The organism is Dyella amyloliquefaciens (genome assembly GCF_004296575.1).
Lineage (GTDB): Bacteria > Pseudomonadota > Gammaproteobacteria > Xanthomonadales > Rhodanobacteraceae > Dyella > Dyella amyloliquefaciens.
The window spans coordinates 46,610-70,310 of record NZ_SAYT01000004.1 but is presented as its reverse complement, the minus strand read 5'-3'; the positions used below and the strand labels follow the sequence as shown (position 1 = coordinate 70,310).

22 protein-coding genes are annotated in these 23,701 nt (G+C 65.4%); 11 read left to right on the top strand and 11 right to left on the bottom strand.

Going from position 1 to position 23,701, the window contains the following annotated elements:
• Nucleotides 1-3: 3 nt before the first annotated feature.
• Nucleotides 4-300 carry a cupin domain-containing protein gene (locus EPB08_RS10655; RefSeq protein ID WP_130619082.1) on the bottom strand — a complete coding sequence of 99 codons (297 nt, stop codon included), beginning with the start codon at nucleotides 298-300 and terminating at the stop codon, nucleotides 4-6.
• 4 nt (nucleotides 301-304) lie between these two features.
• Nucleotides 305-1,225, bottom strand: a complete 921-nt coding sequence (locus tag EPB08_RS10650) for a DMT family transporter (RefSeq protein WP_130619081.1) — start codon at nucleotides 1,223-1,225, stop codon at nucleotides 305-307.
• A gap of 107 nt (nucleotides 1,226-1,332) precedes the next feature.
• Between EPB08_RS10650 and EPB08_RS10645 the strand changes: the two genes are divergently transcribed.
• Both EPB08_RS10645 and EPB08_RS10640 read left to right on the top strand, forming a co-directional pair.
• Nucleotides 1,333-1,842, top strand: coding sequence for an Lrp/AsnC family transcriptional regulator (locus tag EPB08_RS10645; protein ID WP_130619080.1), 510 nt, complete (start codon nucleotides 1,333-1,335; stop codon nucleotides 1,840-1,842).
• Nucleotides 1,843-2,145: 303 nt separating this feature from the next.
• On the top strand, nucleotides 2,146-3,741 hold the full coding sequence (locus EPB08_RS10640) for an MASE1 domain-containing sensor histidine kinase (RefSeq protein ID WP_130619079.1): 1,596 nt from the start codon (nucleotides 2,146-2,148) through the stop codon (nucleotides 3,739-3,741).
• Between the two features lie 39 nt (nucleotides 3,742-3,780).
• On the opposite strand, the gene EPB08_RS10635 is transcribed toward EPB08_RS10640, so the two are convergent.
• Nucleotides 3,781-4,242, bottom strand: a complete 462-nt coding sequence (locus tag EPB08_RS10635) for a hypothetical protein (protein WP_229238302.1) — start codon at nucleotides 4,240-4,242, stop codon at nucleotides 3,781-3,783.
• 241 nt (nucleotides 4,243-4,483) lie between these two features.
• Between EPB08_RS10635 and EPB08_RS10630 the strand changes: the two genes are divergently transcribed.
• From EPB08_RS10630 to EPB08_RS10600, 7 genes are all read left to right on the top strand, one after another.
• A complete protein-coding gene (locus EPB08_RS10630) occupies nucleotides 4,484-6,028 on the top strand; it encodes a S10 family peptidase (RefSeq protein ID WP_130619078.1) in 1,545 nt (514 codons plus the stop codon).
• 27 nt (nucleotides 6,029-6,055) lie between these two features.
• Entirely contained in the window at nucleotides 6,056-7,621 is a 1,566-nt protein-coding gene (locus EPB08_RS10625; protein WP_130619077.1) for a S10 family peptidase, read from the top strand.
• Nucleotides 7,618-9,303, top strand: coding sequence for an acid phosphatase (acpA, locus tag EPB08_RS10620; RefSeq protein ID WP_130619076.1), 1,686 nt, complete (start codon nucleotides 7,618-7,620; stop codon nucleotides 9,301-9,303). Before EPB08_RS10625 ends, acpA begins: the two co-directional genes overlap by 4 nt.
• Before the next feature lie 156 nt (nucleotides 9,304-9,459).
• Entirely contained in the window at nucleotides 9,460-9,774 is a 315-nt protein-coding gene (locus tag EPB08_RS10615; protein ID WP_130619075.1) for an EF-hand domain-containing protein, read from the top strand.
• 108 nt (nucleotides 9,775-9,882) lie between these two features.
• Complete coding sequence (locus EPB08_RS10610) at nucleotides 9,883-11,745, top strand: M1 family metallopeptidase (protein ID WP_130619074.1); 1,863 nt, start codon at nucleotides 9,883-9,885, stop codon at nucleotides 11,743-11,745.
• 74 nt (nucleotides 11,746-11,819) lie between these two features.
• Complete coding sequence (locus tag EPB08_RS10605; protein ID WP_130619073.1) at nucleotides 11,820-12,821, top strand: alpha/beta fold hydrolase; 1,002 nt, start codon at nucleotides 11,820-11,822, stop codon at nucleotides 12,819-12,821.
• Nucleotides 12,822-12,868: 47 nt separating this feature from the next.
• Nucleotides 12,869-13,360: a hypothetical protein gene (locus EPB08_RS10600; protein WP_130619072.1), complete on the top strand. Its 492-nt coding sequence runs from the start codon at nucleotides 12,869-12,871 to the stop codon at nucleotides 13,358-13,360.
• Here EPB08_RS10600 and EPB08_RS10595 read toward each other — a convergent pair.
• The 4 genes from EPB08_RS10595 to ttcA form a co-directional block, all read right to left on the bottom strand.
• Nucleotides 13,357-14,127: a M48 family metallopeptidase gene (locus EPB08_RS10595; RefSeq protein WP_130619071.1), complete on the bottom strand. Its 771-nt coding sequence runs from the start codon at nucleotides 14,125-14,127 to the stop codon at nucleotides 13,357-13,359. The genes EPB08_RS10600 and EPB08_RS10595 overlap by 4 nt on opposite strands.
• Before the next feature lie 154 nt (nucleotides 14,128-14,281).
• Nucleotides 14,282-15,199 carry a recombination-associated protein RdgC gene (locus EPB08_RS10590; RefSeq protein WP_130619070.1) on the bottom strand — a complete coding sequence of 306 codons (918 nt, stop codon included), beginning with the start codon at nucleotides 15,197-15,199 and terminating at the stop codon, nucleotides 14,282-14,284.
• A 133-nt stretch (nucleotides 15,200-15,332) separates the two neighbouring features.
• Nucleotides 15,333-16,532 (bottom strand): amino acid aminotransferase, encoded by a 1,200-nt coding sequence (locus tag EPB08_RS10585; RefSeq protein ID WP_130619312.1) that lies wholly within the window; start codon nucleotides 16,530-16,532, stop codon nucleotides 15,333-15,335.
• Between the two features lie 29 nt (nucleotides 16,533-16,561).
• Nucleotides 16,562-17,425, bottom strand: coding sequence for a tRNA 2-thiocytidine(32) synthetase TtcA (gene ttcA / locus EPB08_RS10580; protein ID WP_130619069.1), 864 nt, complete (start codon nucleotides 17,423-17,425; stop codon nucleotides 16,562-16,564).
• Nucleotides 17,426-17,526: 101 nt separating this feature from the next.
• Between ttcA and EPB08_RS10575 the strand changes: the two genes are divergently transcribed.
• Nucleotides 17,527-17,733 carry a YdcH family protein gene (locus EPB08_RS10575; protein WP_130619311.1) on the top strand — a complete coding sequence of 69 codons (207 nt, stop codon included), beginning with the start codon at nucleotides 17,527-17,529 and terminating at the stop codon, nucleotides 17,731-17,733.
• A gap of 340 nt (nucleotides 17,734-18,073) precedes the next feature.
• Nucleotides 18,074-18,670, top strand: a complete 597-nt coding sequence (locus tag EPB08_RS10570) for a GNAT family N-acetyltransferase (protein WP_130619068.1) — start codon at nucleotides 18,074-18,076, stop codon at nucleotides 18,668-18,670.
• A 131-nt stretch (nucleotides 18,671-18,801) separates the two neighbouring features.
• Here EPB08_RS10570 and pssA read toward each other — a convergent pair whose 3' ends face one another.
• The 4 genes from pssA to EPB08_RS10550 form a co-directional block, all read right to left on the bottom strand.
• Complete coding sequence (gene pssA, locus EPB08_RS10565) at nucleotides 18,802-20,196, bottom strand: CDP-diacylglycerol--serine O-phosphatidyltransferase (protein ID WP_130619067.1); 1,395 nt, start codon at nucleotides 20,194-20,196, stop codon at nucleotides 18,802-18,804.
• 139 nt (nucleotides 20,197-20,335) lie between these two features.
• Nucleotides 20,336-21,358, bottom strand: coding sequence for an HlyD family secretion protein (locus EPB08_RS10560; RefSeq protein WP_130619066.1), 1,023 nt, complete (start codon nucleotides 21,356-21,358; stop codon nucleotides 20,336-20,338).
• A gap of 9 nt (nucleotides 21,359-21,367) precedes the next feature.
• A complete protein-coding gene (locus EPB08_RS10555; protein WP_130619065.1) occupies nucleotides 21,368-21,568 on the bottom strand; it encodes a DUF1656 domain-containing protein in 201 nt (66 codons plus the stop codon).
• Nucleotides 21,558-23,699: an FUSC family protein gene (locus EPB08_RS10550; RefSeq protein ID WP_130619064.1), complete on the bottom strand. Its 2,142-nt coding sequence runs from the start codon at nucleotides 23,697-23,699 to the stop codon at nucleotides 21,558-21,560. Before EPB08_RS10550 ends, EPB08_RS10555 begins: the two co-directional genes overlap by 11 nt.
• Nucleotides 23,700-23,701 lie beyond the last annotated feature (2 nt).

Sequence of the window (23,701 nt, the reverse complement as noted above, 5' to 3'; positions counted from 1 at the left end):
AGGTCAGGTATCGAGGATCAGCAGCGTACCCCGACTGCCGTGCTCCACACTGTGCGGCACGCCCGGCGGCACCACGCAGAGCTGGCCCGCGCCGACGCACATCACCTGGCCATCCAGTCTCAGCCGCATCCCGCCGTCGAGCACCAACAGGCCTTCGGCGTAGTCGTGGCTTTCCTCCGGATAAGCGGCATCGTCCATGCGCAAGACCTTCAGTCGCGCGTCGCCGAACTGCGCGAGCACGCGGGAGGACCAGACTTTCGGCAATTCACGAGCGAGATCGACCAGATGAATGGGCGTCATCGCGTCAGTTTTGCTTGGCCGCGGTGCAGGCGACCTGCGTCGCTGGTGCCGGGCGGCGACGCGCATTGGCCAGCACCACGCCAGCAACGGTGATCACGCCACCGAACAAGGTCAGCAGGGTCGGGCGCTCGCCGAGCCACACCCATCCGATCAGCACCGCAATCGGCGGCGAGAAGTAGATGAAGCTACTGACCTGCGAGGCCGAGGCTCGATGCAGGGCCGCATTCCACGCGATGTAGCCGATGAAGGTGGGTGCGATACCCAGCCACAGCAGCGCGCCGATATGCGATGCCGGTGCGTTCGCGAGCGCATGCGGCAACCCCAGCCCGAACGGCAGCGTGCCCAGCGTGCCGGCGAAGAAAGTGAAGGCGGTGACCCCGATCATGCTGTTGCGGGTGAAGAACGGCTTCTGCCCCACGAAGAAGATGGCCGATGCCAGCACGCTGACCAGCACCAGGGCCGCCATCGGTTCGATCTTCACGTCCTTGCCGCTGGTGAGCACCACCATCACCACGCCGACGAGGGCGACGCCCAGGCCGGTCAGCGTGCGCGGCGACAGCCGCTCCCGCAGCCAGATCGCCGACAGCGCCGCCGTGGTGGCCGGCACCAGGGAAATGATGATGGCCGCCGTACCGCTGGCGACGCGGGTTTCTGCCGTGTTGAGGCACAGGTGGTACACGCTGAGGCCAATCACGCCCAACAGGGCCAGTTGTGGCCAGTCCCGCCGGGCCGGCAAGGGCACCCGCTTCACCGCCAACAACACGGCAAAGCACAGGGAACCGATGGCCAGGCGCGCCAGCGCCACTTCACCCGGGGTGAAGGAGGCCAGGGTATAGGCGATCGCAGCGTAGGCCGACGACCAGGTAAGCAGGGCGATGCCGATATAGGTGAGGGCACGCCCGTCCAGGCGTTCCGGGGTTTGCATGGGGAGTTCCGATGGGAGGAAACGTGCGCATCGTAAGTCCGATCGTGGTGCGCATGAATGATGGATCAGCGTACGATGGCGTTGTTTCGCCAACGATCGAAATGTCCATGAACGCTGCCACCTTTGAATCGAAACCGATTTGGGACACCACGGACTGGCTGCTGCTGGAGGCTCTGCAGCAGGATGCCCGCCTGGGCTACGCCGAGCTGGGGCGCAAGGTGAAGCTGTCCGCGCCGGCCGTGGCCGAACGCGTGAAGCGCCTGGAGGAAGCCGGCGTGATTACCGGTTACCGGGCGGTGATCAACCCGCGCAAGCTGGGCTACGAGATCGACGCCATGATCCGCCTGCGCTGCGACGGCGGCATCTGCGCACGCGTGGGCTCGCTGGTGGCGGATATCCCCGAGGTGCTGGACTGCCGCCGCCTCGCCGGCGAGGACTCCGCCCTGCTGCGCGTGGTGGCCATGTCCATTCCGCACCTGGAGGCCGTGCTCGACCGGCTGCTGAAGATCCATTCCAGCATCAGCACCACCACCCTGGTGGTCCTGCAGACGCCCCACGAGAACCGTCCGTTGACACGCACCATGTGGAGTGCAGGGCGCGTTTTTCTAAATGATTGAACCGCCGCCCACAGGGAACTTGCTGCTCATCACACTATCAATGTGATACGCATCACATATTGAAAATGTGCATCTGCCGAGAGGCACAGTTATTGCGTCTCTGGTCGATGCAGGAGATCGCCGACCCAGGGCCGTCCGCCGTGCCGATGCAGGCTGCGCAACCTCTTGCGCAGGTAGCCGTGCTCCAATTGGGTTAGGATGTTCTGTGCATTGGGGGCAAGCCGACGACTCGGGGCCCTCCATTTAGGTCGATCGGCAGGAGCGGCGATCGTGAAGGGACGCTCCATCCAGCGGGGGTTGGATATGCAAAAGGGAACAGGGGCGGCGTCTTGGCTACATCAGATTGCAGTAGCCGCGGGCTACGCCGTACTCGTGACGCTCGTAAGGGAACTGTCCTTCTCGCACTGGCTGCTGCTGGGCGGACTGCACATGGCTGCCTTGCTGCTCACACCCTACCGCTACTGGGCAGCATTGTTCATCGGCGAAATGGTGTCGCTGAGCTACGTCAGCGTCACTTGTCTTGAAGAGCTAGGCCTTGCCTGGTCGGTCTGCAATGTGCTCCTGTGCAGCGCGTGGATTGCGCCCGTCGTGTATGCGTGCCGCGAGCATTGGCGCATTTTCCCCTCGCGCACGACCATCAACATGGGTGTCCTTCTCTTTGGCACCTTGCTGGTTGCGCTCATCAGGACCGGCGCCAGCCTGCTGTTGGTGTCGATAGCCAAGATTCCCGCTGATTACCCGCCGTTGCACTACGGCTTTCTGGCTGGCCAGTGGATGCTGGGCAGCTACGTGGGCATCCTCACTGTGCTGCCCTTCGTGCTGGTGGTTCGTGAGGTGCTGCAGGAGAGCAGTTGGAGAGAGCTCGGCACTCGCTTCATCAAGAGCCGCCTTGCGCTCGAGTGCGTCTTCGTCTTGATCCCCACGCTGGCTTTCCTGATCGCACTGGGACTCAACGCATCATCGACCGCCAATACGCGACAGCTTGCCCAGATGATGATGTTCCTGCCGGTACTGTGGCTGACACTGCGCTATGGCTGGCAGGGCGCGGCCGTAGGCGGCACGCTGGCGAGCCTGGCGGTCGTGGTGCTGATGCCGCGCATGTTCGACCACGACACGATGAACGCGCAGGTGTTCATCGCCTTCATCATCTCCACCATGCTGATCGCAGGTGCACGCATCGGTGCACTCAACCAGCAGGCCCAGCAGGAGCGCACCGACATGCGCCTGGCGCTGGCGCTGGCGCAACGCAACGTGCACATGGGCGAGGTGCAGCTGCACATGACCTCGCAGGCACTGGAGCAAGTGCGCGAGTCGGTGCACTCGGTCTACAACATGATGCTGGGGCGGCTGCGCAACGTGGCACCGGTCATCGACGACCGCAGCTACCGCCGCCAGGCCCTGGTGGCACAGGACCAGCTCTACCGCCTCGCCGACAGCCTGTGCCCGGTCACGCGAGAGCGCGGCCTGCCCGCCGTGCTGCGCGAAGGCCCGATTGCCCGCGTGCTTGAGGAATCGGGCATGTCGTACTGGTGCGACCTGCGCGGTCCGGTGAGCCTGCTGTCAGGGACGATCCAGCTGGCCATCTACCGGGTGGTGTGCGAAGCCGTTGCGGATGGCTGCACGCGTCGCGACATCAGCGACATTCGAGTGCAGGTGCGTTGCGGTCATCGCAACGATCGCCGCTGGACGGTGGTGCGAGTGAACCTTCGTGCTCACTCCGGGCGCCTGAACAACGTGCGCTGGGACGAACTGCTGCCACGTGTGCTGCGTACGGCCACCGGCCTGGGCTGGCCAGCCATCGAAGACCGCGCGGCCACCTTCGAAGGCCGCGCCCGCGAGCATCTGATTACCCGTGGGCGCTGCATCAGTGTCCTGCTGTATGACCCCGAGCAGCCCTAGCAGCGCTTAGCGCTGCCAGGGTCCAACCCGTTCAATCAATTACTGGACGCGGCTGCTGCACTGGATGGGATCGCACGCAGCCGACGTCGCCATCAGCTGCACCGTGCCATCCGTCTGCGGCGTTGCGGTGACCTGCACGGCCGTATCGTTGTACACCGTGGTCGGAGCAGTCGTCGGCTGAGCGGTCGGGGCCACGGCAGCGGGCTGCTGCGGGGTCGACACCAGCTGCGAGAAGGCACCGATCGGCAGGGTGATGAACTGGCCGTTGGAGGTACCCACGGCGCCGATCACGTTGCCATTGGCATCGTTCACCTGGATGTACTTCACGCCACCCATGGTGAAGACATACGCGTGCCAGTTCGGGCTCGGGCTCACATCCGTGGTGTTCGGCCACGCCTGGCCAAGGCCAGAGGCCGCCGGCTGAGCAGCCAGGGCCGGGCCCGCTGCGCCGGCAATGAGCAACGCCGCAAGCGCGACACTACGCAGACGTGTGTGTGACATGGTCATTCCCCTTTCTGAATTTTGGCGGTAACGCCTTCGTGGCGCCTCGGGACTGTAGCATCAGGCTGCGTCCCGGATAGGAATATGGCCCCCAATCTGGTCAGTTATTGCGCACAAACGCACGAAAGACGCACGAACCATCGCCTGTCGAACCAGTACTTTTGTCACGGTCGCCCCGTGACGGCGATACGCATACTCCCTTGACGGTTATATCGATCCTGTCGCCATTCGGGGAAGTCCCATGCGCCGCCTCATGTACCTGCTGCTCGCCGGCAGTGTTGCCCTTTCGCCCTGTTACTCATTGCTGGCCAAGGAAGCGCCCACCGACAAGAAGGAAGCAGCCAGCAAGGACGAGGACGTCAAGGCACCCACCTCCGAAAACGCGGTGACCACCAGGCACAGCGTGAGCATCGGTGGCCGCTCCGTCGCCTATACCGCGACGGCCGGCAACCTGATCATCCGCGACGAGAAGGGCGAGCCGCAGGCCAGCGTGTTCTACGTGGCCTACACCGTGGACACCGGCAAGTCGGAAAAGCGCCCCGTCACGTTCCTGTACAACGGCGGCCCGGGCTCCTCCAGCATGTGGCTGCACATGGGCTCGTTCGGCCCGGTGCGCATCGAAACCGCCAGCCCCGCCGCCACCGAACCGGCGCCGTACAAGCTGGTGCCCAACAGCGACAGCCTGCTGGACAAGACCGACCTCGTCTTCATCGACGCGGTGGGCGCCGGCTACTCGCGCCCGGTGGGCAAGGCCGAGGGCAAGGACTTCTGGGGCGTGGACCAGGACGTGTCGGCCTTCAGCCGCGCCATCCAGCGCTACGTGACCATCAACAACCGCTGGAACTCGCCCAAGTTCCTGTATGGCGAGAGCTACGGCACCACGCGCTCGGGCGCGCTGGTGGATGCGCTGCAGGACAAGGGCATGGCCATCAATGGCGTGATCCTGATGTCCTCGATCCTCAACTACGGCGTGCGCATGCCGGGTTACGACGAGATGTACATCGGCTACGTGCCCAGCTACGCCGCTGCCGCGTGGTACCACAACAGGATCGCCAACAAGCCGGCCGACCTCAAGACCTACCTCGACCAGGTGCGCGCCTTCGCGCGCGGCCCGTACGCGACTGCGCTGGCGAAGGGCCAGGACGTGCCGGCCGCCGAAGCCGACGCCGTGGCGCGCCAGCTCGCCGCCTACACCGGCCTGTCGCCGCAGTACATCAAGGAAGCGAACCTGCGCATCGAACCCTCGCGCTTCCGCAAGGAGCTGCTGCGCAACGAGCGCCGCACCATCGGCCGCTTCGATGCGCGCTTCGAAGGCGTGGACGAGGATGCCGCCGGTGAAGTCCCGGGCTACGACGCGTCCGATACCGGCATCAGCGGTGCCTTCATCACCGCGTTCCACGACTACATCACCAGCCAGCTGAAGTACCACTCCGACCTGGAATATCGCCCCACTTTCGGCGACATCGGCAAGGACTGGGACTGGAAGCACCAGGCCGCAGGCATCAAGCGCCCGCTGCAGACCGCCTACGTGGCCGGCGACCTTGCGCATGCCATCCGCACCAATCCGCACCTGCAGGTGCTGTCGGTGAACGGCTACTACGACTTCGCCACGCCATTCTTCATCACCGAGTACGACCTCTCGCACATGAACCTGGAGCCGTCGCTGCGCGGCAACGTGCACTTCCTGTACTACCCCTCGGGTCACATGGTCTACCTGAACACCGAGGCGTTGCAGCAGCTCAAGGGCGACCTCGCCCGCTACTACGACGACACCAACCACTCCTGATTTCCTGCCGTACCGGAGATGTATTCCATGCGCCACATGCCACTCGCCTCGCTCGCCCTCGCCACGATGCTGGCCCTGGGCAGCCTGCCGCTGCACGCCGCCGATGAAACCAAGGACGCGCCGAAGGCGCAGTCGGACAAGGGCGACAAGGACAAGAACGACAAGTCCGACGAACAGCCCACGCCCGCCGATCGCACGGTGGTGACCAAGCACAGCGTGCGCGTCGGCAACCGCACCATCAGCTACCAGGCCACCGCCGGCCGCATGCTGATCCGCGACGACAAGGGCAAGCCGACGGTGAGCTTCTTCTACGTCGCCTACACCGCCGACGGCGGCAAGGGCGGCAAGCGCCCGGTGACGTTCTTCTACAACGGCGGCCCGGGCTCTTCCTCCATGTGGCTGCACATGGGCTCGTACGGTCCGGTGCGCGTGGCCAATGACGGCGACAAGCCGATCCCGCCCGCGCCCTATCGCTTCGTGCCCAATGAATACAGCCTGCTCGACAAGAGCGACCTGGTATTCATCGACGCACCGGGCACGGGCTACTCGCAGCTGGTGGGCAAGACCGAAGGCAAGGACGTGTGGGGCGTGGACCAGGACGCCGATGCGTTCACCCGCTTCATCTCCGGCTGGGTGAGCGCCAACAACCGCTGGAACTCGCCCAAGTTCCTGTTCGGCGAAAGCTACGGCACCACGCGTTCGGCGGTGCTGGTGAAGTCGCTGCAGGAAAAGGGCATGGAGTTCAACGGCGTCGTGCTGATGTCGTCCATCCTCGACTTCACCGTGGCGGCGCCCGGCATCGACCACGGCTACATCGTGAACCTGCCCACCGAAGCCGCGATCGCCTGGTACCACAACAAGGTGCCGAACAAGCCGGCCGACATCGGCGCGTTCCTCGCCGAAGTGCGCCGTTTCGCCTCGGGTGAATACACGCTGGCGCTGGCCAAGGGCGACAACATCGATCCTGCCGAAGCCGACCGTGTCGCCAACCAGATGAGCCACTACCTCGGCCTGTCGCCGCAATACATCAAGGAAGCGAACCTGCGCATTGATCCCAGCCGTTTCCGCAAGGAGCTGCTGCGCGACCAGCGCCTGACCGTTGGACGTCTGGACGGCCGTTTCCAGGGCATCGATCCGGATGCCGCCGGCGAAACGCCCGATGGCGACACCGCCAGCGATGCCATCACCGGCGCGTATGTAGCGACGTTCAACCAGTACGTCGCAACCGAACTGAAGTTCACCGAGGATCGCCCTTACCTGCCCAACAATTACGCCGCCGTTGGCCGCAACTGGGACTGGAAGCGCAAGAAGAACGGCGGCTGGCTGCAGGCCACCTACGTGGGTGACGACCTGGGCGATGCGATGCGTCGCAATCCGCACCTGAAGGTGTTCTCGGCCAACGGTTACTACGATCTCGCCACGCCGTTCTATGCCACCGAGTTCGACCTCTCGCACCTTGGCCTGGAGCCCGCGCAGCGCAAGAACATCACGTTCGGCTTCTACCCGTCGGGCCACATGATCTACATCGATCAGCAGTCGCTGCAGCAAAGCAAGGCGGACCTGTCGCGCTTCTACGACGACGCGGCACCGTGAGCGAGCTGCCGCCCTCCATCGACGCGGAAGAACAGCCGCAGGACCCGTCGCGACGCCGCCTGCTGGGCGGCCTCGCGGCGGCCGGTGCCGCACTGGCCGTGAGTGGCGCGCCGAGCCTGGCCGCCACCCAACGCACAACCGCTGCGGGCAGCAACACGCCGCTGGATGCCGCGCTGCGAAAGCACATCCAGCGCGTGGTGGTGATCTACGCCGAGAACCGCAGCTTCAACAATCTGTTCGCCAACTTTCCCGGCGTCGAGAAGCCGCTGAGCGCGCTTACGCCGGCCGAGTACCAGCAGCGCGACCGCGATGGTTCGCTGCTGAAGACCTTGCCGCCGGTATGGCACGGCCTCGCTCCGCACAAGCAGGTGGTGAACCACCGCAGCTACCAGGTGATGGAGGACGATCTCAAGGGTTTGCCGAACGCGCCCTGGGCGCTGCGTACCGGCGATGGCGAGCCATTGCCGCACGGCGTGGTCACGCGCGACCTGGTGCATCGCTTCTACGAGAACCAGCGGCAGATCAATGGCGGCCGCAACGATGGCTTCGTAGCCTGGGGCGATACCGGCGCCATGGTGATGGGTCACTACGACGACAGCGCGGCTAACCTGCGCCTGTGGCAGCTCGCACGCCAGTACACCCTGTGCGACAACTTCTTCATGGGTGCCTTCGGCGGCTCCTTCCTCAACCACCAGTATCTGGTGGCCGCGCAACCGCCCTATTACCCCCAGGCCGACCAGAGCCCGGCGCGCTTCAACATCGCCGTAACCGAAAGCGGCGAGCCCACCGACATCCACCTGAAGCTCGCCGAGGATTCGCCGCACAGCGCGATGGACGGCCGGCCGAAATTCGCTGCCCGTAGCTCGCTTACGCCGGACTTCCACGCGGTGAACACCATGTCGCCGCCGTACGCACCAAGCGCGTCGCAGTCGGGCCGCGATCCGCTGCTCGCCGACGAAGACAGCCCCAATACGCTGCCACCGCAGGGACACAAGACCGTCGGTGACGTGCTTTCCGCGGCCGGCGTGGACTGGGCCTGGTATGCCGGTGCATGGCAGCTGGCGCTGGAGGGCAAGGGAGATGGCGACGAGAAGCAGTTCCCGCAGCGCCCGAATTTCCAGTACCACCACCAGCCGCTGAACTACTTCAAGAGCTTCGCACCGGGCACCGAGGCACGCGCGCAGCACCTGCGCGATGCCGGCGTGGGCGAGACGGCGCAGACCAATCATTTCCTCGCCGACATCGTCGCCGACAAACTGCCGGCGGTGAGCTTCTACAAGCCGCAGGGCGACCTCAACATGCACGCCGGCTACTCCGACGTGGATGCCGGCGACCGCCACATCATGGCCGTCATCGATGCCCTGCAGAAGTCGCCGTCGTGGCAACACACGATGGTAGTCATCACCGTGGACGAGAATGGCGGCTGGTGGGACCACGTGGCGCCGCCCAAGGGCGATCGCTGGGGACCGGGTTCGCGCATCCCCGCGCTCGTGGTGTCGCCGTTTGCGAAGAAGGGCCACGTGGACCACACGATCTACGACACCGGCTCCATCGCACGCTTCCTGACGCGACGCTTCGGACTGGAGAGGCTGCCCGGCCTGGTCCTGCGTGAGCAGGCCATGGTGGCGGCGGGTGGGCCGGCGCCGGGGGATTTGACCAACGCGTTGATGTTTGACGCCTGAGGCCAGGCGAATCGCGCACTGGGTGCGCTCCTACACGGCAGCTTCGATGTAGGAGCGCACCCAGTGCGCGATCGCTCTTGTGGTAGCCGCAGTACCGAACGATCCGCTCACATCCCCGGTGCGATACTCCGCGCACTCGTTCAGGGAGAGAGAACCATGCGCCATGTCCGCCCGCTCCTCGCTGTCTGCGCCCTTGCGCTGGCCACTGCAACCCAGGCCCAGATCGGCGCCGGCTACCTGGCCAACCAGGTCGACGTTGCCGCCAAGAATTTCGACATTGCCGACAAGAACCATGACGGCTTGCTGACCAAGGAAGAGGCCGAGAAGGGCCCGGTGCCATTCATCCGCGCGCATTTCGACGAGATCGACAAAACCAAGCGTGGCGTGGTGTCCAAACAGGACGTCTTCGACTACGTCCGCTCGATGCAGAAGCCATCGGGAGCGCCGGCACCCGCCAGCTCCAGCCATTGACCGGGCCGGCGGACGACCCTGTCCTCCGCCCATGGGGTGACCATCCGCACCCGCGGGCCCTAGCCGGGCGGTGGCATACTCCGCGCTCCTGCTGATGGAGTTTTACCCATGCGTCCTCTCCACGCCCTCGCCGTCGGCGCCCTGGTGCTGCCGCTCAGCGCCTTCGCGGCCGATCCCCATTCCTATGCCCAGCCCGACCAGGTGCGCGTCACCCACCTGGACCTGGACCTGAAGATCGACTTCCCTCACAAGCAGCTCGATGGCACGGCCACGCTGAAGCTGGACTGGAAGGATCCGAAGGCGCAGGCGCTGGTGCTGGATACGCGCGACCTGAAGATCGCCAGCGTGGAAGGCGTCGATGCCGCGGGCAAGGCAAGCGCGCTGAAGTACGCACTGGCGCCCAGCGACAAGGAGCTGGGCAGCAAGCTCACCATCACCTCGCCGCAGCATCCTTCGCAGGTGCGCATCGTCTACTCGACCGTGCCGACCGCCTCGGGCCTGCAGTGGCTGACGCCGGAACAGACGGCCGACAAGAAGCTGCCCTTCATGTTCTCACAGTCGGAATCCATCCATGCACGCTCGTGGGTGCCGCTGCAGGATTCGCCGGCGATCCGCTTCACCTACAACGCCCACGTCACCGCACCGAAGGATGTGCGCGTGGTGATGAGCGCGATCAACGACGCCAACCATCCGCTCAACGGCGACTACTCGTTCGAGCAGCCGCATCCGATTCCGTCGTACCTGCTGGCCATCGGCGCGGGCGACATCGCGGCGAAGGAAACCGGCCCGCGTTCGGCCGTCTATGCGGAACCGAGCGTGGTGGGCAAGGCGGCGAAGGAATTCGAGGACACCGAGAAACTGATCAAGGCCGCCGAGGCGCTGTACGGACCCTATGCGTGGGGCCGTTACGACCTGCTGGTGCTGCCGCCGTCGTTCCCGTTCGGTGGCATGGAAAACCCGAACATGACGTTCGCCACGCCGACGCTGCTGGTGGGCGACAAGAGCCTGGTCTCGGTGATTTCGCATGAGCTGGCCCACTCGTGGTCCGGCAACCTGGTGACCAGCGCCGCATGGCGCGACATCTGGCTCAACGAAGGCTTCACCACCTACGTGCAGGGCCGCATCACCGAAGCGGTGTACGGCAAGGCGCTGGCCGACGAGGAAGCGCTGATCTCGGCGCGCGGCCTGGAGAATTCCATCAAGGACAAGTCCATCCCGGAGAATGCACAGCGCCTCGCGCCCAAGCCCGGCATCGGCGCGGACGATTCCATCTCCGCCGTGCCCTATGACAAGGGCAGCTGGTTCCTGCGCACGCTGGAACAGCGCTTTGGCCGCGACACCTTCGATGCGTACCTGAAGGGCTACTTCGCGCACTTCGCGTTCCAGAGCATCACCACCGAACAGATGCTGGACTATCTGAAGGCGAACCTGTTCGACAAGAACCCCGGCAAGATGAGCTGGGACGAAGTGCAACAGTGGGTGTACGAGCCGGGCGTTCCCAAGGACGCGCCGCTGCCCGATTCGCCGCGCTTCAACGCGATCGACAAGGAGCGCGCCTCGTTCCTCGCCGGCTCGTTGGCCGCCGACAAGCTCGACGCGAAGGGCTGGAACACGCAGGAGTGGATGTACTTCCTCGACGGCCTGCCGGACGTCACCCCGCTGGACAAGATCAAGCAGATCGACACTGCCTGGCACCTCACCGGCACGCCCAACGCCGAGATCGGCATGCGCTGGTACAGCCACGCCATCGCCGCTGGCGATAAGGATGTGTGGAACGCCGCCGCCGAACACATGACGCGCATTGGCCGTCTGTACCTCACCATGCCGCTGTACAAGGCGTTCGCGAAGACGCCGGAAGGCCTCGCCTATGCCGAGCAGGTCTACGCCAAGGCCAAGAGCGGCTACCACCCGATGACGCAACAGGCGGTCGAATCGGTGTTCGCCAAGGCGAAGAAGAACGCCAGCAAGTAAGCGTCGCGCGCGCCTCCTTGCAAAAGGGGGCGCGCGTCGCCATCGATGTCGCGTCCAGGAACCACGACACCGCCATGAAATCGAATACACCCGCCAAGCCCTCCGCCACCTCGCGCCCCCTGTGGCAGCGACTCGCCCTGCGCCGACTGAAGTTCCTCGGCTTCACGGCCTTGTTGCTCGCCGTCGTGCTCGGCGGCTCCTACCTGTTCGCGCCGCAGTGGCTGATGAAGGCCGACATCAAGCGCCAGATGATGGCCGCGCACGTCGAGGACCACTCGGTACAAGTGGGCGACACCAAGTGGGTTTACTTCGAGGGCGGCCAGGGCCCCACGCTCGTCCTGCTGCACGGCTTCGCCGCCAGCAAGGAAGTGTGGCTCAAGCAGATGGAACTGCTTACGCCGCATTTCCACGTGATCGCGCCCGACCTGCCGGGCTGGGGTGAGTCGACCCGCGTTGACGGCGCCAGCTACAACATCGATGCGCAGGTGGCGAGGCTGCAGGGCTTCGTCGATACGCTGGGCCTGCAGAAGGTGGTGCTGATCGGCCATTCGATGGGCGGCGCCATCGCCGGCGTCTACGCCGCCGAGCATCCCGAGCACGTGGCCGAACTGGCCCTGCTCGACTCGTTTGGCCTCAAGGCGAACGAAAACGACTTCTCGCGCCTCGCACTGTCCGGCAAGAATCCCTTCGTCTTCGACAACCGCGAAGAATTCGCCAAGGCGACTGCGTGGGCGTTCGCCAAGCCGCTGGATATCCCCGGCCGCTTCGAGGACGTGCTGATCAAGCGCAATCAGGCGAGCCGCGCCTTCATCGACCGCACCTTCAACGAGCTGCGCGAACCTTCGCAGTACCTGTCGCTGCAGAACCGGCTCGATCGACTCGGCATGCCGGTGCTGGGCCTGTGGTGTCATGACGACAAGATCATCGACATCTCGGCCTTGGACAGTCTGCGCAACGGCTTGAAGACCGCCCAGGCCATCAGCACCAGCACGCTCAACGGCTGCAACCACATGCCGATCCTGGAGAAGCCGGAAGAGACGGCGCGCATCCTCACCTCGTTCACGCTGTCGCACTGAAGATCCCGCATCATCCGCGAACCGTCGGCAACTGAGGGGAGGTCGGCATGGGGCACGAGATCAGGATCGGTGGAGTATCGCTGGTAGTTGACGATCCGCGCGGGCAGCTGGCACGCACCGCCGAGGCAGAGAGAAAGGTGGAGCACCAAGAAGCCGAAGTGCTCGAGGCAAGCGTGCGCACGGCCAGAAACAGGCCGAAAGCGCCAGTGATCAACACCGTCGACCCCATCGCCAGCCTCCACGCGCGCACCGAGCTTTTCGACAAGGTGGTCAACGGCAGGCAGGGGCTTGCTTCGCTTGCACTGGCATGGATGCTGTTCGGCATGCCGTTGACTACGTTCGCTGTGGGCATCGGATTCAGCCTCGCCAACGACTGGCATCGACTGCAGGGGTCCCTGGTGTGGAAGCTGGTCGCGACGGGGATGCTGGCCGAGATTGGCATCCTTCTGGGTCTTGGCCTGCTGGTCCGGCGAACAGTGCGGGTCTTCAGCGCGCGACGATGCTCAGCGACGACGCGCGCCGACGAGCAGTCCGGCTAATCAGCCACGTCGGCGATCAACCGATCCAGTTCGGTCTTCAGCCACGCGCCGTTCAAGCGCAGCCAATCGCGCTGCTCGCGCCACTCGGGGAACAGACCCTCCACCTGCGCCCAGAAACGTGGCGCATGGCTGCGCACCTTGAGATGGCACAGCTCGTGTGCGAGCACGTAACGCAGCGCGGCAGGTGGCGCGAGTGCCAGGGCGAGATCGAGATTGATGCGATCGCGCGTATCGAGGCTGCCCCACAGGCTTTTCATCGGGCGCACGCGCAGTGCGGTGGGTGCGAGCCCGAGCATCGGCACGTAACCGGCGAGCCAGCGCGATACATCGCGGCGAATCTGGCTCTCGAAATACGAAGCAAGCAGACCGCGCGCCACCGGCAACGCCCGCGTGTGCGGGCGCGGGATCACCAGGGTGAGCGTGCCCTCGCCCGCTTCCACGCGCGGATACGGGCCATCGACCCAATCGAGCTGCACGGTTTCGCCGCGCAGGGGAAATTCGGTCGACACGCCAACGCGCAACGGCGGCAACGGCTTGACGATGAGATGCAACTCATCGAGCTTGCGTTCCAGCCAGTCGGCGTGGTGACGAAGAAAGGCGCTGACCTGCGCCGGATGCGTGCCGTGCGGATACGACACGCGCGCGCCCTTGGGCGTCACCGTCAAGCGCAGGCGACGCGCGCGCGGATGCGCGGCCTTGAGCACGCGGATCGTACTTCCGCTTGCGGTGGCCAGTTCCAGCCAATCGCCTTCGAGATGCTGCGTCATATCCCCGCCTTACTACGACTACGTGGCGTCCAGTCCCGCTAGTGTCCCTCACCAAATGTGGGGGGAGCATGCAGGCTTCGCAAGACGACCCGGTGACCGTTTGGCGGGCGACACCCCTTTCCCGTCTCAACGGGAAAGGGACGGGACGGGGGACTTAGCCCTCGGCGGGACGGGGCAGGCCGAACCACTCCTCGAGCTTGCCCAGCAGGCGCTCGAGCTCGAGGGTCAGCAGGGCGAACGTGGCGTCGGCCTCGGCGGCGGCATCCGGATGGCTGTCGCCCAGCTCATCGGTGACCACGTCCAGGAACTTCAGCTTGCGGACGATCAGGTCCTCGCCCAGCACGAAGCTCATGCGCTCATCGAAGGTGAGACCCAGCTGGAACACCTGCTTACCGTTGCGCAGGTGCTCCTTCACCTCTTCGCTGTCCAGGTCCTGGCGGCGGCACTTGGCGATGGCGCCGGTAGCGCTGGCGGGATCGCGCAGCTCCACCTCATCGCCCAGGGCCAGGCCGGCCGGCAGGTTGCCGGTAGCCAGCCAGTCCGTCATCAGCACGCGCGGGCCTTCCTCGGGCGCCAGCGGCACCGCCGGGAAGCTGCCCAGGGCCTCGCGGATCTGGGTCAGGGCGTTTTCGGCCGACTTGCGGCTGGACGTATCCAGCACCAGCCAGCCCAGCTTCTTGTCCACGTAGGAGCGCATGCGCGAGCTGCGGATGAAGGCGCGCGGCACCAGCTCGTTGAGCACGTCTTCCTTCAGGCGCTTGCGTTCACGACCGCCGACCTTGCGGCCTTCTTCTTCGGCGATCTTCTGCACACGGCGGGCAAGTTCGTCGTTTACCACCGAACCGGGCAGGAGCTTGTCCTCGCTACCCACGGTGACCATGGTGCAGGCCTTCACCGCATGGGTGAGCGGCGCTTCCTCGCCGCGGCCTACCGGCGGCACGAAGCCCTTGGTGCCCATTTCCATGGGACCACAGGGGCGCAGGCGATGCTCGACCAGCGCTTCGTCCAGGCGGTTCAGGTCTTCGGCGACGGCGGGGGAAAAGCGGAACAGCGTGAGATTGCGGAAAAACATTCGGTATCCGTGTTTGTTGCTTGACCGTCATCCCCGCGCAGGCGGGGATCCAGTGTCGTTGGAGACGCTCAAAGTCGCTGGGTCCCCGCACCTTTACGGGGGCGCGGGAACGACGATGACAGGGGACAGGAACTCAGCGGCTGACCGCGGCGACGGCATTCACCACCGTGTCGAGGTTGGCGCGGTTCAGCGCGGCCACGCAGATGCGCCCGGTGCCGACCGCATAGATGCCGTACTCCTCGCGCAGGCGATCCACCTGCGCTTTGCTGAGGCCCGAGTAGGAGAACATGCCTGCCTGCTGCTGGATGAAGGCGAACTGCGGCGCACCCGCCGCGGCCAGCTTCTCCACCATGCCGGCACGCATCGCATGGATGCGCTCGCGCATCTCGGCCAGCTCCTGCTCCCACATGGCCTTCAGCTCGGTGCTGTTGAGCACACCGGACACCAGCGCGCCACCGTGCGTGGACGGGCTGGAGTAGTTGGAGCGGATGGTGCGCTTCACCAGCGACTGCACGCGCGCCGCCTCATCGCGATCCTTGCCGACCACCGACAACGCACCCACGCGCTCGCCGTACAGCGAGAACGACTTGGAGTAGGAGTTGGCGACCACGAACGCCTCGATACCCGAGGCGGCAAACAGGCGCACCGCGGTGGCATCGGCGTCGATGCCTTCGTCAAAGCCCTGATAGGCCATGTCGATGAAGGGCAGCAGCTTGCGCTCCTTCACCAGCTCGACCACCTGCTGCCATTGCTCGGCATTGAGATCGGCGCCGGTCGGGTTGTGGCAGCAGGCGTGCAGCAGCACCACCGTACCCGGCTCCAGCTTGCCCAGGTCGGCCAGCATGCCGGCGAAATTCAGGCCATGGGTGGCCTCATCGTAGTAGGCGTAGGTCAGCACTTCGAAGCCGGCCGAGCCGAACACCACGCGGTGGTTCTCCCAGCTGGGATTGCTGATCGCGATCTTCGCGGAGGGCAGCACCTGCTTGAGCAGGTCGGCGCCGATGCGCAGCGCACCGCTGCCGCCGATGGTCTGCGACGTGGCCACGCGACCGGCCGCCAGCAGCGGCGAGTCTTCGCCGAACACCAGCTTCTGGGTGGCGACGTTGTAGGTGGCCAGGCCATCGATCGGCAGGTAGCCGCGCGGTTTCGCTTCCAGCGCCAGCGCCTGCTCCACTTCGCGCACGGCGCGCAGCAGCGGGATGCGGCCCTGTTCGTCGTAATAGATGCCCACGCCCAGATTGACCTTGCCCGGGCGGGTATCGGCCACATAGGCCTCGGAAAGTCCCAGGATCGGATCGCCAGGAACCATTTCAACAGCTGCAAAGTGCGACACGGCGTTACTCGACTGGTAGGTGGTTGAGGTCACGGCTCTTCCGGGGATCCGGCGAGCCACTGATGCGCATCGGCGCGTACGGCAGCTTCGCTCGCGCCCAGCGCGGCGAAGTCGAACAGGTTACGGTCGGCGAGCTGGGATGGCGACACATTGCCGAGCGCACGAAAAATATTCTCGGCACGACCGGGCTGGATCGTCTCCCAGTCCTCCATCATGCGCTTCACCGCCTTGCGTTGCAGGTTTTCCTGCGAGCCGCAGAGGTTGCACGGGATGATCGGGAACGCGCACGCCTCGGCGTACTCCGCGATATCGGCTTCCTTGCAATACGCCAGCGGGCGGATCACCACATGGCGGCCATCGTCCGAGCGCAGCTTCGGCGGCATCGCCTTGAGCTGCGCCTGGTAGAACAGGTTGAGAAAGAACGTGCCCAGGATGTCGTCGCGATGGTGGCCGAGCGCGATCTTGGTGATGCCGTTGGCCGCCGCCCAGTGGTACAGCGCACCGCGCCGCAGGCGCGAGCACAGGCTGCACATGGTCTTGCCCTCGGGAATCACCCGGGTCACCGTGCTGTAGGTGTCCTGCTCGATGATGTGGAACGGCACGCCGCGCGCGGTGAGGTAATCCGGCAGCACATGCCCGGGGAAACCCGGCTGCTTCTGGTCCAGGTTCACCGCGATCAGCTCGAAACGCACCGGCGCCCTGGCCTGCAGCGAAAGCAGGATGTCCAGCAGCGTGTAGGAATCCTTGCCGCCCGACAGGCACACCATCACCTTGTCGCCGTCCTCGATCATGTTGAAGTCGGCAACGGCCTCGCCCACCTGGTGACGCAGGCGCTTGGCCAGCTTGGCGGCCTCAAAGTGCTGCTTGCGGGTGGCGTCGGGCTGGGCGGACATGACGGGCATCGGGCGGAACGGCCCCCCATTGTAGCGGCCTCAGCGCCCCCGGTCCGGCAGGAGTAGAATTGCAGGCTGTCTTTCCAGCCGTGCACGCCGTTATGCAGGTCCAGGACCAAGCCGAAATCGCCCACCTGCTGGCCGAACTGCGCGTCGAGCACCGCGACCTCGACGTCGCCATCGAGCACCTTGCCTCGACGATGAGCCGCGACGAACTCCAGCTGACGCGGATGAAGAAGCGCAAGCTGCTGCTGAAGGACCATATCGCCCGGCTGGAAAGCCGGCTGATTCCCGATCTGGACGCCTGACCGCCTACGGTCGCGCCGACAGACGGCCCCGCTGGGCCGCCTGTCGACTGTCGAACCATGGAGCGCCGCCCCACGGGGCTGCGAGAAGTAGAAGGGGTGACGCGGTTCGCCGGATCCCGGGGTGTCATGCCGTCCTGGCAGGCATCTGGCGAATTCCCTTGCAACCGCGACACGAGCGAAAGTCTAGGGGGGCACACCCACGCGTCCCATCAGATAAATCTGAGATGTGCTGAAAGCTGGCCCAACCGCGCAAGCTCTGCATGCACGATACCGGCACTCGCCACTGTCGTCCGGATGCCACGGCTGCTTAAATGCTCGCTTGCCGAACGCCGGAGCCGCCATGCCCACGCTCACCCCGCTTCGCCTGGAAGACGATCACGTCGTGCTTGAACCACTCACCGCGGCACATGCGCCTGCGCTGGAGGCGGCATCGGCGGATGGCGAACTGTGGAACCTGTGGTTCACCAGCGCCCCGGCACCCGGTGAGGCGGCCAGCTACATCGCCAAGGCGCTGCAAGGCCAGGCCAACGGCAACATCCTGCCATTCGCTGTTCGCGAGAAGACCAGCGGCGACATCGTGGGCACTACCCGCTACTACGACTTCGTGCCGGAACTGCCACGCCTCGCCATCGGCTACACCTGGTACGCGAAACGCTGGCAGAAGAGCCACCTCAACACGGCTTGCAAGCGCCTGCTGTTCAAGCATGCCTTCGAGACACTGGGCTGCGTGGCGGTGGAATTGCACACCGATCATCGCAACCTCGACTCGCAACGCGCCATCGAGCGCCTGGGTGCCCAGCGCGAAGGCGTGCTGCGCAACCACAAGCGTCGTCCCGACGGTGGCCTGCGCCACACCGTGTGCTACAGCGTGATCGACAGCGAATGGCCGGACGTCGCCCGCTGGCTGGCGATGCGGCTGGAACGACTGGCAGGCTGAGCGGCCCCATTTTTCACTGTAGGAGCGCACCCAGTGCGCGATGCACGCTCGCGATAACCGTCCTATGTGGGACAACGGCAACTCTGCGGTCGCGCACTGGGTGCGCTCCTACAGGAAGGGAAAAGCAGGCGTTACAGCAGCCGCCCGATCAACCGATCGAGCCGCACGCGCCGCAACCGTTTCAGCATCTTGCGCACCTCGGGCGGATAACTGCGCACGCCTTGCAGGTCGTGATAGTGGTCCAGGCGCATCGCGTGGCGGCGCAGGGCTTGCCATTCCGCCTCGTGTTGCTGGTGCAACTGTCGCGAGGGATCACGCAGCAGCAGGCCGTTCTCCAGATCCAGCGCCCAGGCGCGTGGATTGAGGTTGTTGCCGGTGAGCACGGCCCACTCCTCGTCCACGAACAGGCCCTTGAGGTGATAGCTGTTATCGCCATCGCGCCACAGCCACAGGTTGAGCTGTCCGCTGTCGATGGCACCCTGGTGCGAACGCGCGAAGCGCCGCAGGTTGCTTTCGTAGAGGTAAGGCAGCAGGCCGATGCGACTGAACGGCTGATCGGGCGGGATATAGAAATCGTTCGCGGTCTTGTCGCCCACCATGATGTCGAGGCGACAACCCCGGCGCAGCAGCTGGCCGATAGCCGCGCGTACCGGGCGCGGCAGGTTGAAGTAGGGCGTCAGCAGGATCACCCGCTCGCGCGCCTCGCGCAGCAGCGCCAGCAAGGTATCGTTGAGCGCGTTCTCGCCACGTCCGAAACCCGAGAGCGGAATGACCGTGACGTCGCCCTGCCCTGGCGTTTCGCTGGCGCCCTCATAGCGCGCCTGCTGCAACGACTGGCGCAACCGGCGGAGCGGCTCCTGCATGTCGCGTGGACGCGGCAGTGGCAGGCGGTCAAAACGCGGCACCGCCTCGCTGTCGCCGAACTGGCGCGCCACGAAGTCGGCCATGCTGTCGGCCAGCGAGCGATGGTGGATGAGGTGATAGCGATCCAGCCGGTACCGCTCGTGCCTGGCGAGATAGACGTCGTTGAGGCTGGCACCGCTGTACAGCACCGCATCGTCGATGATGAAGCCCTTCAGGTGCAGCACTCCGAACAGCTCGCGCGTCTGCACGGGCACGCCGCGCACGACCACGCCTTCACCCAGACGCTGCGCGTACTCGCGGTACATCGCCGCATTGCCCTCGCTGGCGCCCTTGCCGATCAGGCCGCGTCGAGCGCGATGCCAATCGACGTAGACCTCGATGCTGAGCGACGGCCGTGCCGCGCGCGCGGCGTACAGCGCATCGAGCACTTCGCGCCCCGCGTCATCGTCCTGCAGGTACAGCGCCACCAGCACAATGCGCCGCTGCGCCTGCCCGATCAGCGTGAGCAGGGTCTCGCGGAACGCAGCCGGGCCACTCAAGGTGGTGATGGCCGTGGGCGGCACGGCGAAATTCGGATGGCCGGACAGATCCAGGCCGCGACGGCGCCGCAGGGACAACAATCGGCGGGCAAGGCCGCGCGGCGAAGGCAGGGATCGATTCATGGGGCGCCATGTTAAGGCAACACTGGATAAGTATCGCCTTGACCAACCCGGCGCCCCGGGTGGAGCGCACGGTGTGCGCACCGTTCAACGATGGACGTGACGGCGCCGTCGTTTCTGCGAAACGGCGCGTGAACCGGCGTCAGTGCTCGTCTTTGTCCAGCACCCGCCGGGGCTGCACGTCGATGCTCGCCGTCATGCCCGCCGCCAGCACCACGTCCTTGGGCACGCTGGCCTCGTCGATCGCAATGCGCACCGGTACGCGCTGCGCCAGGCGTACCCAGTTGAAGGTGGGATTCACGTCGGCGAGCAGGTCCTTGCCAGTGGGGTTGTCACGATCGGTTATACCGCGGGCGACACCGATGATGCGGCCCTTGAGGTGCGTACCGCCGCTCATCAGGCGGATGTCCACCGGATCGCCCACGCGCAGGTGCGGCAGCTTGGTTTCCTCGAAGTAGCCGTAGATGTAGTAGCTGTGCCGATCGATAAGGGCGAGGCGCGGCGAGCCGGTGGCGGCATAGTCGCCCACGCGCACGTCGAGGTTGGTCACGTAGCCGTCGACCGGAGCGCGCACTTCGGTGCGCTCCAGGTCGAGCTTGGCGCGATCCACCGCCACCTGGGCCTGCACCACCGCGGCCTCAGCCTGCTCGCGCGCGGCATTGGCCTGGTGGCCGCTGGCCTGCGCCTGCTGCCAGATCGCGCGAGCGGTCTCGGCCGCGGACTTGGCATCCGTGCGCTCTTCCTTCGGCACCACCTCGGCCAGTTGTTCACGACGCGTGGCCTGTTCCTGGCGCATGTCGTACTCGGCCTTGCGCGCACTGGCGCTGGCCAGCACGGCGTCGATGTTCGCGCCTGCCGCGCGTGCACTTGCCTTGGCCGCATCGAGGTTCGCCTCGGTCTGCTGCAGGGCGATGCGGAAGCGCAACGGGTCGATCTCGAACAGCACGTCCCCCTTCTTCACTTCCTGGTTGTCGATCACCGGCACCTTGGTCACCAGGCCGGAGACATCCGGCGCGACGCGTACCACCTCGGCACGCACGCGGCCGTCGCGTGTCCACGGCGAATACATGTAGTGCCGCCACAGGGCATGACCCAGCAGCAACGCCACAATGACAACGGCGGCGGTGATGGCGAATCGAAGCAAGGCTTGGGGCTGGATTTTCATGAAGGTCACTCAGGGATACAGCAAAAGGCCGACCGCGCTGAACAGCACGAAGAACACGGCAACGCGGAACAGCGACGGATGCCAGACATAGCGGTACAGGCCGTAGTGGCCGACGATGGTATCGATCACCCACAGCACCAGCAGGCAGCCCAGGTACACCAGCAGGATGCTGGGTACCAGTGCATCTGCGAGGGCGATTTCACGTGGCATGAGGAGTCTCCGGTACCTTGACGATATAGGGAGCCAGCGCCGATTCGTCGTCGCGCAGCGCCGTGCGCAGCTGCAGTAGATGCGCCAGCGCCGGCTGGCAGGTGGCGCGCATCTGCGGCAGGGTCTGCATGGTCAGCGCGATGGCATGATCGACTGCGCGATCCGCTTGCTCCCAGCGCGCCCGGTCAGGGGCGTCATAGAGATGCGCCAGCGCATCCACGGCACGCTGCATCGCCTCGCACAGCGGCGGCGGGAGATCGGCGTGATGGATGTCCTGCCGCAGCTCGATCACCGCGCGGCCGCTGTCGTGCACTGCCAGGCCCCACGCCAGCAGGCTGCGCGATTCGGTGCTGTTGGGCTTGGTGAACTGCACGATCTGGTGGAACAGGTCGCGATTGGCGCTCTCGAAGCGATACAGCAGGCCTTCCATCGGCGCGGTGGCGGCAAGCGAAACCTGCCGGCGCAACTGCTGCAGCTGGCGGCGTCGCAACCACTCGGTGCCGATCACCGTGGGAATGATCATGAACGCCATGCCGGTCATCATCAGGCCGAACAACGAGGCGATGGCGTCGTTGAAGAAGTGCTCAGGGCTGTACACCATGGGATTCTTCAACGCGAGGATGTACACGTAGCCCAGCGTGTAGCCTCCGCCGATGCCAGGCAACGTTGCACTGCGCGTAGTGAGGTAGGGACCGATCATAAGGAACGGCATGGTCGCCAGCATCAGCATGGCGAAGCCATCGCTACCCGGCAGCAGGTAGAACACCACGACGTACGCCGCCAACATGCCCAGCGCGTAACCAATCCAGGTGTTCGCGGTAGCGGACAGCGGCGCCGGCGACGTCGCCAGCAAGCCGCTGAAGATGGTGGCCAGCAGCATGGCGCTGGGCCCGAACGGCCAGCCCGACCACAGCCAGAACACGCTCAGCGTGATCATGGTGAGGAAACTGCGTACCACCGCGATCAGTGGCGCGGCATAGTCGTTGGCACGCTTGAAATCCACGCGCTCCACGTTGCCCTTGAGGCGACCCTGTGTTTCGCGCAGCGTGGCTTCCAACGCGGCGAAGTCGCGCAGCTCGCTCACGAAGCGGTAGAGCAAGGTGGTGCCGCTGTCGAACTCCAGCAGCAGCTCCGTATCCTGGCGCAGGCCTTCGCGCAGCTCGGCCGCCAGCGCCGGCAGCGTCGCCTCGCAGGCCTCCAGTCGCACGGCCAGGGACTTCGGCGCCGTGCTTTCCGTCGGTGGCGGCGACAATGCCTCGCCCACCGGCGCATAGAGCTTGATGAGCGCGCCTGCCGTGCGCGGATGGTTGTTGCGCTGCAGCCGGTTGATCAAATGATGCAGTGACTGGAAGCTGGTGGCGGTCGCCATGTAGCGCAGGTTGAGCAGCTGCATGCGACTGCTGCGCGCGCGGGCTTCTGGATCCTCGAAAATCACCGAGGCACGCAGGTCTTCCAACTGCACCGCGGCACGCACGAAGCGCAGGTGCGCTTCTTCCATCTTTTCACGCGGGATCGCGCCGCCCAGGCTGCCGCGGGCAAACTCGATGAAGTGCCCGTAGTGCGAACGCGCCGCACTGCGCAGCACCTGGCGCAGGCGCTCGGGCAACACCATGTCGCTGACCAGGCCTGCGACGACGATGCCCAGCATCACCTCGCTCACGCGCATCATGGCCGAGTCGAACACGTTGTAAGGGTTGCTGATCGCCGGCAGCGCCACGATGGCCGCCGTGTATCCGGCCAGCACGAAACCGTAGGACATGAAGTTGCGGTAGAGCACGGCGCCACCCGCGCACAGGCCCACCCACAACGACAGACTCACCAGGAACAGTTCGCGCTGCTGCGGAAACGCCGACATCAGCAGCACGCCGCAGAGGCTGCCGGCACAGGTGCCGATGGCGCGATAGAAGCTCTTGGCCAGCACCATGCCGCTGTGCGGATGCATCACGATGGATACCGTGATCATCGTGGTCGAAGGCTGCTCCAGCTGGAACAGCATCGACAGCCACGCGGCGATGTAGAACGCCAGCATGCACTTGAACACGAAGATCCACGCCTGGCGCTCGGTCGCCAGGAACTCGCCCAGCCATGGCAGCGGGCGCTTCACGGAAACGTCGGAGGGTACCGCCGCCACGA